The sequence below is a fragment of the Bacteroidetes bacterium SB0662_bin_6 genome (assembly GCA_009839485.1).
Taxonomy (GTDB): domain Bacteria; phylum Bacteroidota; class Rhodothermia; order Rhodothermales; family VXPQ01; genus VXPQ01.
The window spans coordinates 14,500-31,397 of record VXPQ01000015.1; the positions used below are offsets into that span (position 1 = coordinate 14,500).

General features: G+C 60.9%; 12 protein-coding genes and 1 tRNA gene. 1 reads left to right on the forward strand and 12 read right to left on the reverse strand.

All coding sequences use genetic code 11. The features are described 5' to 3' along the window. Positions 1–104: 104 nt before the first annotated feature. The 11 genes from F4Y00_02175 to ribD form a co-directional block, all read right to left on the reverse strand. On the reverse strand, positions 105–2,993 hold the full coding sequence (locus F4Y00_02175) for a TonB-dependent receptor (protein MYE03770.1): 2,889 nt from the start codon (positions 2,991–2,993) through the stop codon (positions 105–107). 199 nt (positions 2,994–3,192) lie between these two features. Further along, positions 3,193–6,078, reverse strand: coding sequence for a TonB-dependent receptor (locus F4Y00_02180; protein MYE03771.1), 2,886 nt, complete (start codon positions 6,076–6,078; stop codon positions 3,193–3,195). Between the two features lie 50 nt (positions 6,079–6,128). Next, positions 6,129–7,181 (reverse strand): thiamine-phosphate kinase, encoded by a 1,053-nt coding sequence (gene thiL, locus F4Y00_02185; protein ID MYE03772.1) that lies wholly within the window; start codon positions 7,179–7,181, stop codon positions 6,129–6,131. 4 nt (positions 7,182–7,185) lie between these two features. Then, positions 7,186–8,382, reverse strand: a complete 1,197-nt coding sequence (locus F4Y00_02190; GenBank protein MYE03773.1) for an anhydro-N-acetylmuramic acid kinase — start codon at positions 8,380–8,382, stop codon at positions 7,186–7,188. Positions 8,383–8,387: 5 nt separating this feature from the next. Then, entirely contained in the window at positions 8,388–8,939 is a 552-nt protein-coding gene (locus F4Y00_02195; protein MYE03774.1) for a tetratricopeptide repeat protein, read from the reverse strand. Between the two features lie 19 nt (positions 8,940–8,958). Next, the gene (locus F4Y00_02200) at positions 8,959–10,440 is read right to left on the reverse strand and encodes a glycosyltransferase (GenBank protein MYE03775.1); all 1,482 of its coding nucleotides are present in this window, start codon (positions 10,438–10,440) and stop codon (positions 8,959–8,961) included. 31 nt (positions 10,441–10,471) lie between these two features. Continuing rightward, positions 10,472–10,975 carry a hypothetical protein gene (locus tag F4Y00_02205; protein ID MYE03776.1) on the reverse strand — a complete coding sequence of 168 codons (504 nt, stop codon included), beginning with the start codon at positions 10,973–10,975 and terminating at the stop codon, positions 10,472–10,474. A gap of 26 nt (positions 10,976–11,001) precedes the next feature. Next, entirely contained in the window at positions 11,002–12,267 is a 1,266-nt protein-coding gene (locus F4Y00_02210) for a sigma-54-dependent Fis family transcriptional regulator (GenBank protein ID MYE03777.1), read from the reverse strand. 4 nt (positions 12,268–12,271) lie between these two features. Beyond that, a complete protein-coding gene (miaB, locus tag F4Y00_02215; GenBank protein ID MYE03778.1) occupies positions 12,272–13,816 on the reverse strand; it encodes a tRNA (N6-isopentenyl adenosine(37)-C2)-methylthiotransferase MiaB in 1,545 nt (514 codons plus the stop codon). A 103-nt stretch (positions 13,817–13,919) separates the two neighbouring features. Next, on the reverse strand, positions 13,920–14,516 hold the full coding sequence (locus F4Y00_02220) for a riboflavin synthase (protein ID MYE03779.1): 597 nt from the start codon (positions 14,514–14,516) through the stop codon (positions 13,920–13,922). 68 nt (positions 14,517–14,584) lie between these two features. Further along, positions 14,585–15,715 (reverse strand): bifunctional diaminohydroxyphosphoribosylaminopyrimidine deaminase/5-amino-6-(5-phosphoribosylamino)uracil reductase RibD, encoded by a 1,131-nt coding sequence (ribD, locus tag F4Y00_02225; protein MYE03780.1) that lies wholly within the window; start codon positions 15,713–15,715, stop codon positions 14,585–14,587. A 257-nt stretch (positions 15,716–15,972) separates the two neighbouring features. On the opposite strand from ribD, the gene F4Y00_02230 reads away from it, so the two are divergent. Beyond that, positions 15,973–16,045 (forward strand) — tRNA-Gln (locus F4Y00_02230). 8 nt (positions 16,046–16,053) lie between these two features. Here F4Y00_02230 and F4Y00_02235 read toward each other — a convergent pair. Beyond that, entirely contained in the window at positions 16,054–16,878 is an 825-nt protein-coding gene (locus F4Y00_02235; protein MYE03781.1) for a serine hydrolase, read from the reverse strand. Positions 16,879–16,898 lie beyond the last annotated feature (20 nt).

A 16,898-nucleotide genomic window follows, 5' to 3' on the forward strand; every position in this document is an offset into this window, starting at 1 on the left:
CCCCTCGCAGCTTCTGAGCTTTGCGGACATAGGGCGTCATGAAAAAAAGGGGAGGGATTAGCTAATCCCTCCCCTTTTGGTGATGCGATGTACTTCGCCGTGGCTTACTCCCAGTCGAAGTTATACCGGATGCGAGCGTAGTAGAAGGCTCCGTTGAAGCCGAACGGGGTGAACTGGCCGTAGGTATTACCCACGCCGGCTGCGGCGCCGGGATATTCCTCCGGGAAGGTATTCAGCACGTTCTGGGCTCCGAGCGTAAACGCCAGGTAGTCCGTGAAGGAATGGGTGGCCTCGACATCGAAAAGCGTACGAGCCGGATAGTCGATCGTATTGCCGGGATCGGACTCGTAATAGGGCTGCTCGCCGTCGTAATAGCCGCCCCAGTAACTGGCGCGCACCAGGACGCTCGTTTTCTCGTTCGCGAAAGCGTGATTCACCGTCACATTCCCGCGTATGTTGGGAAGCCCTTCCTGCAGAATCCGGATCCGGGTATCGCTCAGGGTGCTGGAGTTGAAATCGGTCACCTTGGTAGAAGTCCAGTTCCAGGCGGCGCTAAACGTGGTGGTGGCGCCCGCCTGACCCTCCATCCGGTAGGAACCCACGACATCAAGGCCGCGCGTGCGCGTCTCGAAGTCGTTGATGAAGAAACGGAACCTCGCGAGCACGCCGCCGGGCCGGATGATGCCCTCTTGCAGCAGACGCTGCACATCGGCCGGACTGAGTGTGAAGTTCTGGCTCGTCGTGAGACGATCCGTCAGAGTGATCTGGAAAAAGTCCGCCGAGAGAATAAAGGGACCTTTTTCGAATACCGTGCCGAGCGCCTTGTTAACGGATTTCTCGGGCCCCAGCGGCCTGCCGCCATACTGCTCGGCCAACAACGAGGTCGAGGGAATCGTACCGTTGTTGGTAAGGTCCATGATCTCGGGATCGTAGATCGTCGAGATATTGAACGCGTTCTGCTGCCCCGGCGTGGGCGCGCGGAACCCCGTGCTTAAACTGGCGCGCAAGGCGAATGACTCGGTGAACCCTATACGCCCCGCGACTTTCCCGTTGATCGTCCTGCCGAAGTCCGAGAAATTCTCGATCCGTCCCGCGACGCTCAAGTTCCGGTCAAGCTCCAGATCCCGGTATTCGACATCCCCGTAGCCGGCGAAATTGCTGCGTGCCCAGTCGCCGACCGTAAGGGGGCCAAAGCCCGTGAAACCGTTCGATCCGGGCGTGAAGCCCTGGGTTGCGAGCGGGCCCTCGACCCAGGACGGCTCATCGCCCTGTTCGATCTCGAAGCGCTCCTGACGCCACTCGCCGCCGCCCGCGAGGTTGATCTTGTCGCTCAGGGGATAAGAGAGATCCAGGTTAAAGTTTATCTCCTGCTGGTCGTATATCCCGGGATGGAAGTACGGCGTACACTCCTGGTCGGGAACGTGCGGAGAAGCGCCCTCGTTGCTGCAGGGCTGATTGGGCCCCAGCGAAGAGTTGACCGTATTGTACATGTAGAAGTCCATGTTGGACTTGCCCCAGCTTGCGCTCGCGTCCCAGTTCATATTACCCCGGGTTCCCCGCACACCCGCCACAGCGGAGGCGTCGAGGACGTTGGCGCCGAACTGCGGGGTGAAGCCCCCCGGCAGTATCTTCTGGAAGGTGAAGCAGTTGGGATTGTTGAGCACCTCGTTCCAGGCCGCCTGATCCGACACGACGCCGTTTTCGACCCGGACTTCGGGGCAGCCGGCCGATCCGTCGAGTACGCCGTCTTGCGCATCCAGCAAGTCGCCGACCAGGAGGATGTCTTCGTCATCGGCGTTCGTGGTCCCGTACACGCCGCTGCGGGTGTTCGGATTACGGAAATAGAACCCGCCTTCGACCTGCTTGGTCACGTAGTTCCCGTGGCCGTAGGTCTCCATCTGGTCGTTGATGGGATGTCCTGCGTTGACCCACAACTTGATCTCGTTGGACACTTCGGGCGAGCCCCAGATCTGCGCGGGTTCGCGCACACGGGTATTGCCAGACGCAATGAGCCGGTTTGCGTCGTTGCGCTGAACGCTGCGGTCGGTTGGAAGCGTGTTGCCGAACTCGCCGGTCAGGTTGACAAATCCCTCCTCGCCGAGCGGAAGCCCGACGTTGGCCGATATGCTGTACATGTCTCCGTCTCCCGGCAGTACCCCGCGGTCGACCCGGTTGCTCGTATCACCCAAAAGGTTTCCGCCCGTCTTGACCTCGACGGAACCGCCGGACCGATCGTCCTTAAGCACAAAATTCATCACCCCTGCAATGGCGTCCGAACCGTACTGGGCGGCCGCACCGTCGCGCAGCACCTCGGCCTGTTCCAGGGCCAGGCCGGGAATGAGCGCGATGTCCGGGCCCTGGGAGCCGTCGGCGAGGCCGTTGCCGTACCAGGTAATCACCGCGGTGCGATGGCGGCGTTTACCATTGATCAGGACCAGGGTATGATCAGGAGCGAGGCTGCGCAGGTTCGCCGGGCGCGCAAACGTCGCCGCGTCACTGATCGGCTGAATGTTGACGTTGAACGACGGCACCACGTTGCGCAGCAGGTTGGCGAAATCCGTATCTCCCTGATCGGTGATATCGCTGCTGCGAATGATGTCGATAGGCACCATCGATTCGGTCACCGTACGAGGTTGCGCACGACTACCGACTACAGCCACTGCCTCGAGGAGAATCACGGCCTCATTCATAGTTGCATCAAGCCGGACCGTTTCTCCATCCGTCACGGTGGCTTGCATAGACACCGGCTCGTACCCGATAAGGCGAAAATCCACCATATGGGTTCCTGCAGGCACCTGCTCGATCGTATAGTTACCATCGGCGTCGGTAAGATCGCCAATATTCAATGCCGTAATGGCCACCTGCACATCGGGCAACGGCATTCCGTTCTCATCGCTTACGGTCCCTTCCAGCGAGCCCTGCGCCAAAACGGACGGGGGGGCAAGCGCCAGAAGCGCGAAGGATGCAAATGCGAGTATTATCCGGGTTTTCATGGGGAAAGGACGGATGATGTAAGAAAATTCTTCCGCAGGGGGATTTCAGGTTGAGGAATGTCCTGCATGCTTCGCTCATTAGCGCCGACCTGCACACTACGCCTTGGCATTCTTCGCAAAGAAGGACTTCTTCCTGAAACCAGCCGTATTGATAAGGTATTATGCATTTCGCACTCTATCAAGTGCATATTTGTCGAAGTTATCCCCAGCGATACGCGAGACGAAGGTAGTAGTAGCCTCCGTTGTAACTGAAGGGCGTCGACCGACTGTAGAGATTCCCTGAGACGGCTGCAGCGTCAGGGTTTCTTTCCGGATAATGATTCAGGGCGTTACGCGCACCCAGCGTCAGCGTGAGCACTTCGCCAAAATCATAAGCAGCTTCTATATCGATCAGGGCGTCTCCGCCATAGTGCCGGTCATCCGCGGCGTCGAACCAGCCGGCGTAATAGTTCAAGCGGCCCAGAAACTGCAAACGCCCCGAAATGTACCTTCCCGAGACGTTCCATCTCGTCCGGGGTAATCCCTGCTCCAGTTGCCGAATGCGCCTGTCATCGAGCACATCGGCATTCCATGAGACCACGCTGGTGATCGTGCGGTTGAAAACGAAACTGAATGTCGCCTGTCCGCGCAGAGCCATTGGGACATACGTGGCGACAATATCCATACCCTGCGTACGGGTGGAGAAATCGTTGGTGAAAAAGCGGAAATTCGCCAGGTTGCCCGCGCTGGCGATCCCCTCGGCGACAAGCGCGTCCACCTCCTCCGGAGCCAGCGCAAACACCTGGGTCAGCGCAATCCGGTCCGAAACATCGATACGAAAATAATCGGCGGTCAGATTGAAGGCTGTCCCGTCCAGCACCAGACCGACCGTGTAGTTCATGGACGTTTCAGGATCGAGCGGTCGACCGCCTCGCAATGCAGCAACCTGCGAGGTGGAAGGAATCGTACCGTTATTGACCAACCTCTTCAGATCCGGATCAAACTGGGTGGACACATTGAACGCATTCTGCTGGCCCGGGGTGGGAGCGCGAAAACCCGTACTGAAACCGGCGCGCAATGCAAGAGCATGCGCCAGTTCGTACCGACCGCTCAATTTCCCGTTCAGCGTGCCGCCGAAATCGGAAAAGTTTTCGAACCGGACGGCCCCGTCAAGACCCCATGATCTGCCTTCGCCTCCTTCTATCCCGGCATCGCCGTAGATCGCCACGTTGCTTCGATTCCACGCCCCCGAAGCAATGTCTCCAAAGCCCGGAAACCCGTTGGAGGCGCCGCTGAATCCCTGGGCGGCGTACGGACCGATCTGATACGATTCCACCTGCCCAAGGCCGATCTCGAACCGCTCGTCGCGCCATTCGGCGCCTCCGGCAAGATGCACCATATCGTTGACAGGCCAGGTCAGATCAAGATTCAGATTGATATCCTGCTGGCTGTACAGACCCGGATCGAACTCGGTAGGCGTTGCGGCGCCAAGCGACGCATTGACCGTGTTGCGGATGAAAAAGTCCACGGTGTTCATGCCGTACGACCCACTCAAATCCCAGGTAAATCCGCTGTCGGTATGTCCGCGTAAACCGGCCACGACCGACCCGTCCACAAGATCGCCGCCGAATTGGGGCGTGAATCCGCCGGGGAACCGGCTGTAGAGAGTGAAACAGTCCGGATTGTTCTCGACCGCTTCGAGGGCCGCCGCGTCGGGTACGTTGGCGATGATCGGGATCGCAGGGCAACCGCCGGCGCCGACCACGCCGGTTTCCGCCCAAACCGCGTCGCCTACGAGGAGCGAGGGAATGCCCCGCTGTCCCAGGAGACTTGCGACCTCGCCGTTCGCATCGTAGACGATGGCGTCGCGTTGCCCGGGATCATCGGGATCGGGAAAGTTCACAAGCCCGCCGTCGGCGCCGTATACATTGAGGCGGGAGACCGGATGCAGGGTATACCCCTTGAAAACCCCGACGCGGGTGTGCGGATTGCGATAGAAAAATCCGCCGGTTACCGACTTGGCGGCATAATTGGCGTGCCCGTAGAGCATGGCGCTGCGGTGAACGGGATAGCCGAAATGACTCCACACTTTCACATCGTCTTCCACGCGGGAGCGCCCCGATATCTGGGCCGGATTTTTTATATGCGTGTTGCCTGAGGCGATAAGCAGGGCGGCGTCGTCGCGTTGCACGCTTCGGCTGGTGGGCCTTGTATTGCCGTATTCGGCGCTGAAATTGAGGAACCCGGTTTCCCCCAGCGGCAAGCCGGTATGACCCGAAATCATGTACGTTTCGCCGTCGCCTTCCCCGTACCCGCCGGCATGCACTTCGACGCTGCCCCCGGAACGATCCTCTCTGAGCGCGAAGTTCATTACCCCGGCGATCGCATCGGAACCGTACTGGGCCGACGCACCGTCGCGCAACACTTCGACCTGACGCAAGGCGATGGCCGGAATCGACGAAATATCGGGCCCCTGCGCTCCGTCGGCGACGCCGTTCCCTAACCAGGTAATGATGGCCGCGCGGTGGCGGCGTTTGCCGTTGACCAGCACCAGGGTATGATCGGGGGCCAGACCGCGCAAACTGGCAGGGCGCACGATCCTCGCAGCATCGCCCACGGCCTGCGGATTCACATTGAACGACGGCGCCATCGTCCGGAGTTGATCTCCCGCATTGACATGCCCCTGGGATCGAAGCGCATCGCTGGCGATGATGTCAATGGGAACCATCGACTCGGTTACGGTACGCTGGCGCGTGCGGCTGCCGACCACGGCGACTTCATCCAACTGGAAAGGGGTCTCGACCAGATGCACATCGAGCCGGACCGTCGCGCCGTCCGTGATGAGGACCTCCGCAAATTCCGTGCGATACCCGAGGAGGCGCACTTCAACGAGATGCGAGTCGGCCGGAATACGCTCAATCCGGTAGAATCCCTCAGGGTCCGTACTGTCGCCCAGGTACAGGTCCGGCAGGACCACCTGCACATCGGCCAGCGGTGCATCCGTATCCGCGGCGCGCACGGTTCCTTCAAGCGCGCCTTGCGCCCACACCGGCAGGGGCAGAAAAAACGACAGGGCGACCACGGTTTGCCAAAATCTGTATCTCACAACCAAATTCCTTTTGCTGGTGAAATGACGTGTTCGGGTTGGGGCCTGGTTCACGAGGTGTCCCCTGCGCCAAAATGTTCGTATCCCCCTTGCTCAAGCGACAATAGCTCACCGTTCGGCATCCGCACCATCACGTCGGTCCCGGCCGTGCACCGGCCGATCACGTGACATGTTTCGGAATCCATAAGGCCCACCTCCTCGCGAGACGCAGCAAAAAGCAACTCGTAATCTTCTCCGCCAAAGAGCGCAAACACCCCGACATCCTCTCCCAATTCCTCGGCTGCGGCATACGTTTCCGGGGCGATGGTCAGGGCGTCGAGATGCAACTCGGCGCCGCATCCGCTTGCGCGGCAGATATGCCGCAGATCCGATCCGATGCCGTCCGAAAGGTCGATGAGCGCGTTCGGCCTGACGCCGCGCGCCGCCCAGTCCCGAACCACATCGAGTCTGGCGCGCGGCACAAGCTGCCGCTGAATTACATACCGGTATTTGTCGATATCCGGCGCAAAATCCTCCCCTTTTTCCTGAAGTTGCCGACGCTGTTCCAGCAGAATCCGGAGACCGGCGTAGGCGCCTCCCAGTTCGCCTGTCGTACATAGCAAATCTCCCGGAACGGCGCCCCGCCGATGCACGATGCGGGATGCTGCGGCCTCGCCGACGATCGTCACGGAAACGGTCAAACGGGCGGCCGCCGTCGTATCGCCGCCCACGACCTGCACGCCGTAGAGATCGCATGCCTTCCGCACGCCCTGGTAAAACTCCTCGATCTGCTCGACAAAAACGTTTTCCGGAAGACCCAGCCCGATCGTCGCGTACCGCGGCTCGGCATTCATGGCCGCAACGTCGCTCACACTGACGGCCATCGCCTTCGATCCCAGGTATTCCATGGGCATGACGAGGCGGTCGAAATGGACGCCCTCGACCAGCATATCGGTGGTGATCACATGTGCGCGGTCTCCTTCGATGCGATACACGGCCGCATCGTCTGAAATGCCGGTAAGCAACTCCCCGCCGGAGACTTCTCCGAGGATCCGGCGCATGGCGTCGATGAGTCCGAACTCACCGTATTCTCGAAGGGGCGTTAAAGACGAATCCCGGGCCATGAGACTATGCGGGTATGCAGAATTTACCGAGCGTCGTGGCGCGGGAGGCGCCGGTCACCGAGGGCAGATTCGTCTCCGCTCCATTCACGGCCTCGTGCGCCAACACGGCGAAACAAAGCGCCTCCTTGGCGTCGGAACGAATGCCGTACTCCCCGATCGCGCGGACGGGTATGGGGGCAAACACATTGGCGAGACGATCCATCAGATAGTGATTGCGGACGCCTCCGCCGGAAACAATGAGCGCATCCAGCGTGCAGGAATCCCGGACGAAGCGGGCATACGCCTGGTAGACGGACAGCACGGTCAGCATCGTCCCCACGGCAAGGATATCCTCCGGACCGGGGTCGTTCATTTCTTCCCGACATCGCCTGACAAGTTGTTCGGCAAACGGCTCGCCGAAATACTCGCGTCCGGTGGATTTTGGGGGTTCCCGGACAAAATACGCATCTTCCAGCAGGGCGGCCATCACCGAGTCGTCGGTGCGGCCCCTTGCGGCGCAGCGGCCCCCATCGTCGTACGGTTCACCCAATAACATGGCCGCAAGGGCGTCGATGACCATGTTGCCGGGGCCCGTATCGAAAGCGAACACGTCGCTGCGACCTGCGCCGGCAGGAAGTATCGTCATATTCGCAATCCCGCCCAGATTGAGCAACCCGCGGTTCTCCTTTTCGTCGCGAAAGCATACATAATCGAAATACGGCACGAGGGGAGCGCCTTGCCCGCCCAGCGCCATATCCGCCACCCGAAAATCGCCTACGACGGGAACCTGCAAAAGATTGGCCAGCACCGACGGGTCACCCACCTGAAGCGTGGAAGTGATATCACTGCCGGCGCAATCCACCGGAAATGGGACATGGTGGATGGTCTGGCCATGCGAACCCACCAGATCAATGTCGGATACGGCATGTCCGGCAGCGGCGGCAACGCGCTCGACAGCCTCCGCATACGCATGCGCAATGCGGACATTCAACTGGGAAATGTCGAACACGGTCGAATGCTCCGGCGTCGAGTTGGCGAGAATCAGCCGACGCAGCGCATCGGGCCAGGGCATATGATCGAACCCGAGTATGTCGAACGTGATATTCTCCCCGGCGCCTTCGAGGCGCGCCAGTACGGCGTCCACGCCGTCCAGCGACGTACCGCTCATCAAACCGACGACCATGCGGGATTTTCCTGCCTGTAATTGCCGAAGTCGCTGCATAGCCGTCAATCCTCCGCGGCTCCGGATCGCAGACGGGACGCTTTTTCCCTGAATGCCGCCGCTTGTTCAGGGCGCCGCTCGGCAAGCACATCGTAGATGCGCGCGGCTTCCTTGTACCGGTGCTGGGATGCATAAATCGCCGCAAGGGTCTCGCTGGCCACATCGTCGATATCATCGTCGAGATCCGGGACCGGTACACTCGCTGCATCGGGACGGGGCACAATCTTCGCCGACTCCAGACTGGCAATCAGACGGTCGATATCCGTGAAGGCATTCCGTTCGGGCTTCGCCGGTTCGTGCGCCATCGGATGCGCCTTCCGCGCGGCACGTTCGAGTCCGCGCAAGACCACAGGACTGGTCGGTACAAGGCGCACCGCTTCGCGCCACGCATGCAGCGCACGATCCCACTCCTCCAATGCCTCCCGGGCCTGCGCCAGCAATACGTGCGCCGTCGCATGCTCCGGCATGCGTTCGATCATATCCTGAAGGAAAGAAGCAGCCTGCCCGGCATCGCCTTCCTTGAGATATGCAACGGCTTTCTGAATGTCCGGCATCATATCGACGGTATGAAAGGCGTTAGCTGACGGACTTCCTGCGTGCTTCCCGGAATGTCCCCACAGCGACAAGCACGAAACCGACCGCAAAAAACAGCTGAAAGGCCACGGCGTCCCATTGTCCCGTACCCAGAAGATACGCCACGCCCGCCGTCGAGTAGACTCCCATGGCGAATTCCAGCGGATACGCTATACGGAGCGCAACCGACCCGGCAGGGCGCCGTCCGGCGAAACCCCCCGGCGAAACACGGCGTCCGGGGGCAGCGCCGAACTTGGGCGTACGTACGAAAGGCGTGGAGACCCCCGCAAAAGCTTCCACCACGGCGATGGTGTTACGAATGGACATGCCGACCGTACCGGCCATAAAAATCGGAAGAATGCCAAGGCGGCGCGGCCAGTCGGCGTACAACCGCCGCTGCGCAAAAATCTGCGCCAGGCTAAATCCTGCGAATCCGATCAGCCCGAGCGCCATCCATCCGAAATAGGCCTTGCCCGGGCCCACGCCGGCATGCGCCGCAGCCTGCAAGGGAACATGGAGCAATCCGGCGATCAGTACAAAGGGAAAGACCAGATGACCCGTCATGTGAAATGTACCCTGCACCTTGCGCCGGAAGGATTCCCGGGAAGTCCACAAGGTGCGCAGCAATTTGCGGGCGGTCTCGACAGACCCTTTCGTCCAGCGAAACTGCTGGGTCCGCAATCCTTCGATGGTCGAGGGGAGTTCCGCAGGCACTTCGACATCCCCCATAAATTCGATGCCCCACCCGGCAAGCTGCGCCCGGTAACTCAGATCGAGATCCTCCGCAATGGTATCGGCCTGCCACCCGCCGGCATCTACAATAGCAGCGCGCCGCCACACGCCCGCCGTACCGTTAAAATTCAAAAAGCAGTCTGCGCGGCGGCGTGCGAGTTGCTCCACCGCGAAATGGGTATCCAGGCCCACGGCCTGAATGCGCGTAAGCAATGAAGCATCCTGATTGAGATGCCCCCATCGCGCCTGTACGGCCCCAAGACGCTCATCGGCGAAGGCGGGGATGAGCCGGCGCAAAAAATCGGGGCGGGGCACAAAATCGGCGTCGAACACGGCAATGAAATCCCCCTGCGCCTGCGTCAGCCCGTATTGCAGGGCGCCTGCCTTGTATCCCTCCCGGTTCGGACGGCGAAGATGCGCGATCCGCACCCCCCGGGATGCCCCCGCGGCAATACAACGGGCAACAAGCCGCGGCGTACCGTCCGTCGAGTCGTCGAGCACCTGTATTTCGAACCGGTCCCGCGGGTAATCGAGTTGCACACAGGCGTCGATCAACCGTTCGACCACGAGCGGTTCGTTGAAAATCGGCAGCTGGACCGTCACGAACGGCCAGGGAAAAGAAGGATCGCGGGGAGGACCGGACGATGCATCCGGAATCAGGCGGCCCGCGCCTGCAGAACGCCTGCACAACCACAACAGGTTGGCGCCGTACAGGGTCAATACGGCAATCGCTATTGCATACAGAAGCGCCATGCCGGATGCAGTTTCGTGAACGAGGAAACGGCTACCAGTTGGATGTAGCCGCCTGAAAAATGTCGTCGGCGATATTGTCGAGCGCTTCGTTTGCGGCTTCTTCCTCGCCGGTAAAATCGGCCGGATCGTATTCGAACGAGGCGGAAAAACTGCGCTGGAACACTTCCTGTCCCTCCACGCGGTCCGCGTAGCCGGCGGAAACAGTAATCGAAAGCTGGTTCAGCGCCGCCCGGTACTCGCCGCCTACCGCGGCAGGACGCACGGAATACTGCCGGATTTCCGTGGTGAGTACGGCATCGGCCTGTGTTTCGTCGGTAGCCAGTTCCAGGCGGGTCTGGCGAACGAAGCGCTGTACCAGCCGCTCGGTCAACAGGCCGCCGAGATCCGGAATCGGATTGGACGTAGCGTCTTCGGTAAGCGGAATGGCGACCCTCCCGATATGCTCGGGAATGGAAGCGCCGGTGAAGCTATAGTGCCCGCAACCGGTGGACAGCAAGGCAAGCAACACACCGACGCATGCGGCGGGCATACCCATGCGGGCGCGCACAGCAACGGCGAAGTTCACAAATCCTCCTCGAATTCTTTCAGCTTACGGTAAAGGGTCCGCTCCGAAATACCAAGCGTTCTCGCCGTTTGCCTGCGGTTCCCGTTGAATGTTTTCAGGGCACGGGTGATAAGCTGGCGTTCCGCATCCTCCAGCGTGGGAAACGTCTCTTCCTCCTCTGCAACCGCCTCTTCCGGCTCGTCACGGACCCTTTCCGGCTCCTGCACATCCTGTTTGCCGTTTCCGACGTTTTCGCTGCTTCGCAGGCCCACTTCCTCATCTCCCTCGATCTCGTAGGCCACATCCTCGATCAGCGGAGGATATTCTTCCGGTTCCTCGCCGGGCACGGGGCCCCGTCTCTTCATCTCCTCCCACATCCGGCGCACTTGCGAACGAAGTTCGAGCAGCGCGCGATAGATCATCTCGCGCTCGCGGGCATCCGCCGAATCCCCCGATGTGCTGCGCACGACGGGCAACAATTCCGAACGGTCCTGCTCCGTACGCACGCCGCGCAGATACGGACGGATATCTCCGGCGGTAACCTCTTTGTCCCGGATGAGCACTTCGATCTGCTCCGCGACATTGCGCAACTCACGCACGTTCCCGGGCCAGCGATAGCGCAAGAGCAACTCGCGGGCATCATCGGAGAGATGCTTCACCGGACTGTCGTACTTCTGCGCGAAGCGGTGCAGAAACGTTTCCAGAAGCGGCAAAATGTCCCCCGAACGTTGCCGGAGCGGCGGAATCTCGACGAGCACGGTGCTGAGCCGGTAATACAGGTCCTCGCGGAATCGTCCGGCGCGCACTTCATGAGCCAGGTCCTTGTTCGTGGCCGCCACGATGCGCACATCGACCTTGTGCTCCTTCGAAGCCCCTACACGCGTGAACTTGCCGGTTTCCAGCACACGAAGAAGACGGATCTGTGCAGCGGGAGGCATTTCGCCGATCTCGTCCAGGAAAATGGTGCCGCGATCAGACTGCTCGAAGTATCCGGTGCGCCGCTCGACCGCCCCGGTGTAAGCTCCCTTCTCCGCGCCGAACAACTCCGACTCGATGAGCCCCTCCGGGATGGCGCCGCAGTTGACGATGATGAACGACTGGTGACGCCGGGCGCTGAGTCCATGGATTGCCTCTGCGATAAGCTCCTTGCCCGTGCCGCTCTCACCCTGAATGAGCACGGTGATGTCGGTCCCGGCCACCTGCCGCACGCGGTCAATGACGTTTTTCAGCGCCATCGACCGGCCGACAATGCCAAATCGCTCCTGTATCGCTTCCCGGTCCATGTGATTACGCAGCGGCGGATGCGGCAAATTCGAACAACGTCGTGCGGCCGAGCGGATCGGCAAGCAAGGTAGCGGACGTGCAGCCGGTGATGCGCACGCGCACGTATTCGCCCGGCTCGTACGTTTCCCGATCGAATACGACCATCTTGTTCGTATCCGTACGGCCGCAGAGTTGTCGGGTACTGCGTTTGCTTTCCCCCTCGACGAGCACCACATGCTCCCGGCCGACCTCCTCCCGGTTTCTTTCGAGGGAAATACGCTGTTGCAGGGCGATGATCTCGCCCAGACGCCGTTTTTTGACCTCTTCGGGGATATCGTCCTCGTACTTCCGCGCAGCGTACGTGTCCGGGCGCTCGGAATACATGAACGTATAGGCGTAATCGTACCGCACCTGCTCCATCAGCGAGAGCGTGTCCCGATGCTGTGTTTCGGTCTCGCCGCAAAAACCGGCAATGATATCCGTAGAAAGTGAAATCCCCGGCGCCAGCGTACGCGCCCGTTCGATGAGACGCAGATATTCATCCCGGGAATACGTGCGGCGCATCCGCTCGAGCACTTCCGTGTTTCCGTGTTGCACGGGAAGATGGATGTAGTTGCACACGTTGGGGCGCTCGCGATGCAGATGCAGCAAATCGTCGCTGCAATCCTTCGGATGACTGGTCGAATAACGTATCCGTAATTCCGGCGAAACGAAACTGATCCGCTGGAGCAATTCGGCAAAATCAACCGTCATGCCGTCCTGCTCGAAACGATAGGAATTCACGTTCTGTCCCAGCACGGTCACCTCCTTGTACCCCGCCTCGACCAACCGGGCGCACTCGGAGAGAATGCTCGACACCGGACGGCTGCGCTCGCGTCCTCTCGTGAAGGGCACAACGCAGAAGGAACACATGTTGTCGCAACCCCGCATGATGGACACGAATGCCGAAACGCCGTTCGTATCGTAGCGAACCGGCGCAATGTCGGCGTACGTCTCCTCGCGGGAAAGGTGTACATTGACGGCTGCCTGCCCGGTTTCGTCCGTTTCGCGGAGAAGGCGGGGCAGGTCGCGGTAGGCATCCGGCCCCACCACGAGATCGACGAGTTGCTCCTGCTCCAAGAGTCTGGTGCGCAGGCGCTCGGCCATGCATCCGAGCACACCAAGCCGAACGGGAGACGAACCTGATCCGTGGCCGTTCGAGGAGAGGCCTCTTCCGGCGCGTTTACGCCCCTGGAAATCCCGCAAGCGGCGGCGCACCTTCTGCTCCGCGTTTTCCCGGATGGCGCACGTGTTCAGCAGAACCACATCCGCCTCTGCTTCATTCCGGGTAAGCCCGAACCCGCTTTGCCGGAGCACGGACGCCACAATCTCGGAATCCGAGACATTCATCTGACACCCGTACGTCTCGATATATACCCGGCGATGCCCCTCGACCTCGACAGCGGTCGTACGCGCCTTGTCGATATCCTCGCCGGCCCGGGACGCAGCGGCCCGGGAAGCGGACATATGCTCCCTGCCGGGCGTCTTGCCCGGATCATCCAGAATTTCGATATCGGAAATCAGATCCATGGCCGCTTTCTACAGGGCGGGTGAGCGCAAAAAAACGACAGAACGGTCAAACGCCGAAACAAAAGGATGGTTCGAAAAGCGCCTGTCAGGAAATGCGGCGCAGCTACCGGTTTCGACCCGTTTCCAGCCCCCTCGCGATATATTTGCCGACCATATCGAACTCCAGATTGACCCGACCGCCCACTTCCCAGGATCCCGCATTGGTCAGTTCGGACGTATGCGGGATAACCGACACGGTAAAGGTTTCTTCGTCAAGACGCGCCACCGTGAGCGAAATGCCGTCCACGGCCACGGATCCGGCAGGAACAAGCAGGTGCGCACAGGCCGGATCGAATGCGATACGACACAAAAAACTGTCGGGCCGGCGTTCGATGGACACAACCGTTCCTGTCCCGTCCACATGCCCCTGCACCATATGCCCGTCGAGGCGCTGGTCCGGCTGCAGGGCGCGTTCGAGATTGACGCTGCTGCCCGGAACCAGTGCGCCGAGGGTGGTTTTGGCAAGAGTTTCCTCGACCGCCGTGGCCTCGAACGTTCCGTCGCCGACCCGGGTTACGGTCAGGCAAGCCCCGTTGACCGACACGCTCTGATCGACCCGGAGTTCGCCGGCGAACGAACAGGCGATGGTGAGCCGCCTCCCGCCTTCAAGAGGCTCCACAGCCTGGAGATGTCCCTGTTCCTCGATGATCCCCGTGTACATAACCTGATTCGAGTTTTCGATAGTGCGGCGATGACCGTAAGGGCGCCGCTGTATAGTGTTAACAGGCCCTAATCTTCCGGCGGCGCGTCGAGCGATCGCCGGTATCCCTTGAACACCATGTCCTCCCCGACGGATTCCCACGCGTGCTCCACGAAGGTCAACGCTTTTTCAAGGTCTTCGCGACCGATCCCCTCAATCGAAACAGGACCCGCCCCCAGCACCTTCGGCGCAAGAAACAGAAACAGGCGGTCCACGAGGTCCTCCCGCAGGAGGGATGCGGCAAGTGCAGCGCCCCCTTCGACGAGCAGGGACTGAAGCGGAAGTCCTTCGCGGCCCGCATCGCGGCCCAGCGCTTCGAGCATGGCGCCGAGTTCCAAAACGCCGTCCCGCTCCGCTACGCGCATCACGCGCCCCCCGGACCCGACCAGTGCTTCCTCATAGGGAATACGGGCCGATTCGGCTACTACCACGATCGTCTTTTCGGCCTGATCATCCGTAAAAAGTTTCAGATCGCCGGGAAGACGCCCGGTGCGGTCCAGCACGATGCGCGCGGGATGGCGCCCTTCGACATGCCGCACGGTCAGGGAAGGATTGTCTTGCCGGGCCGTCTCCGTGCCCACGAGGACGCCATCGGAGGTGGCTCGCCAGTGATGCACCAGCCGGCGGGAAGAATCGCCCGATATCCATCGGGAGGCGCCTGATGCGCCGGCGATCCGGGCATCGAGCGTCTGGGCCATCTTCAAGGTAATCAGGGGACGCTTCGTCCGGATATGGTGCATGAACGCCTCATTGAGCCGCTTGCATTCGGCCTCCAGCACGCCTTCAATCACCTCTACGCCCTGTTCGCGCAGGCGGTCTACGCTACTGCCGGCCGCCTTCAAATTCAAAAACGGGTCTCGCGCCCCGACCACTACACAGGGAATGCGTTTTTCGAGAATGAGATCGACGCACGGCGGTGTTTTCCCGTGGTGCGAACACGGCTCCAGGTTGACGTACAGGATGGCGTGCTCCAGCGCATCGCTGCCGTAGCGCCGCTCGGCGTCCCGGATAGCGTATACCTCTGCATGGGGACCACCATATTCGTGGTGCAGCCCCTGGCCAAGCAGCGTGCCGTCGGTCCCGACAAGCACCGCGCCCACCATAGGATTGGGGCTGACGAGCCCGGCGCCCTGCCGGGCCAGTTCCAGGCAGGTGGTCATCCACGTTTCGTGTGTAGGATCCGTCATATCGCTTCGGATTCGTGGCGCAACCGGCTACCCCTTGTCATGAGACGCGAGGCAACCGTGCATGGCTGAATATACGGGTGAAACGGAACCGCAGGGGAGCGGAAGCATTGACGCATGAGAATTTGCAGATCGTGGTGCAGGATCCGAATCCGATGGGGCGCACCGTATCCTACTCCGGCAGGTTCCCGCGCCTGCCCAACCCGTAGTAACAGGTCCGCAAAACCACACCCTGCCCTGTAGCTCAATTGGCAGAGCACCTGACTCTGGATCAGGGGGTTCCAGGTTCGAATCCTGGCAGGGCAGCAGAAAACTCACCGCACCGCTTCGTGCACGATCCGGGCAATCCCGGCCCCGACCTGCGAAGCAACGGCGTGGTCGTCGAATCCTTCCGTCAGAATGACCAGCACATACGACGGGGCATGCTCCGGATAGACGATCGCCGCGTCGTGGACGATGCCCGTAATCCAGCCTGTCTTGTGGGCAACCCGCGCCGTGCCCGGCAGTCCCGCCGGAATCATCTCATTGAATTCCTGATCCAGCAGGATATCCCTCATCGCTTCGCTGGCTGCGGGTGAAACCGCCTCGTTGCGGCGTATGGCGTCGAGCAGCACGGCGAGGTCCGAGGCGGTGGCCGTATTATTCAGCCCCTGTTCGAACGCCTTGATGTCTTCCACACCGCGCAGCACGCGCATCGTCCGCGTCCCCATGCCCTCCATGGTGCGCTGCACCGAGTCGGCCTGCACCAGTTCGATGATCAGGTTCGTGGCAAGGTTCGAGGACACCGTGATCATACGCTCGGCAAGATCACGGATCGGCAGCGAGCGCCCGAGGTGTTCGTAAAGCGCGTCGTCGGAGTCGTCCACGATGCGGAACGGCGAACCGTCCACGATCGACGTAAAATCGTTTTCGACCCGTAGGGAATCATCAAGAGAAAACCGGTCCTCCGCAGCCTGCCGGTACACCTCGATCAGCACGGGTACCTTCATGGTGCTTGCGGCATGAAAAACCCGGTCGCCCTGTATCGAAAAGCGCGTGCCGGTTTCCGGATCGATCAGCGCCACGGCGATCTCCGCCTCCGGCCAGGCGGAAACGAACGATTCGATCTGTGCTTGCAGGGCCTCGGAAGAGGGGCGCATGTTCTGATCCTGTTGGATAC

Excerpts from the sequence above, each read along its gene's own strand:
- F4Y00_02175 (MYE03770.1), bottom strand. The coding sequence starts at position 2,993 with ATGAAAACCCGGATAATACTCGCATTTGCATCCTTCGCGCTTCTGGCG.
- F4Y00_02190 (MYE03773.1), bottom strand. The coding sequence starts at position 8,382 with ATGCAGCGACTTCGGCAATTACAGGCAGGAAAATCCCGCATGGTCGTC.
- F4Y00_02200 (MYE03775.1), bottom strand. The coding sequence starts at position 10,440 with ATGGCGCTTCTGTATGCAATAGCGATTGCCGTATTGACCCTGTACGGC.
- F4Y00_02210 (MYE03777.1), bottom strand. The coding sequence starts at position 12,267 with ATGGACCGGGAAGCGATACAGGAGCGATTTGGCATTGTCGGCCGGTCG.
- thiL (MYE03772.1), bottom strand. The coding sequence starts at position 7,181 with ATGGCCCGGGATTCGTCTTTAACGCCCCTTCGAGAATACGGTGAGTTC.
- F4Y00_02220 (MYE03779.1), bottom strand. The coding sequence starts at position 14,516 with ATGTACACGGGGATCATCGAGGAACAGGGACATCTCCAGGCTGTGGAG.
- F4Y00_02235 (MYE03781.1), bottom strand. The coding sequence starts at position 16,878 with ATGCGCCCCTCTTCCGAGGCCCTGCAAGCACAGATCGAATCGTTCGTT.
- F4Y00_02195 (MYE03774.1), bottom strand. The coding sequence starts at position 8,939 with ATGATGCCGGACATTCAGAAAGCCGTTGCATATCTCAAGGAAGGCGAT.
- ribD (MYE03780.1), bottom strand. The coding sequence starts at position 15,715 with ATGACCACCTGCCTGGAACTGGCCCGGCAGGGCGCCGGGCTCGTCAGC.
- miaB (MYE03778.1), bottom strand. The coding sequence starts at position 13,816 with ATGGATCTGATTTCCGATATCGAAATTCTGGATGATCCGGGCAAGACG.
- F4Y00_02205 (MYE03776.1), bottom strand. The coding sequence starts at position 10,975 with ATGGGTATGCCCGCCGCATGCGTCGGTGTGTTGCTTGCCTTGCTGTCC.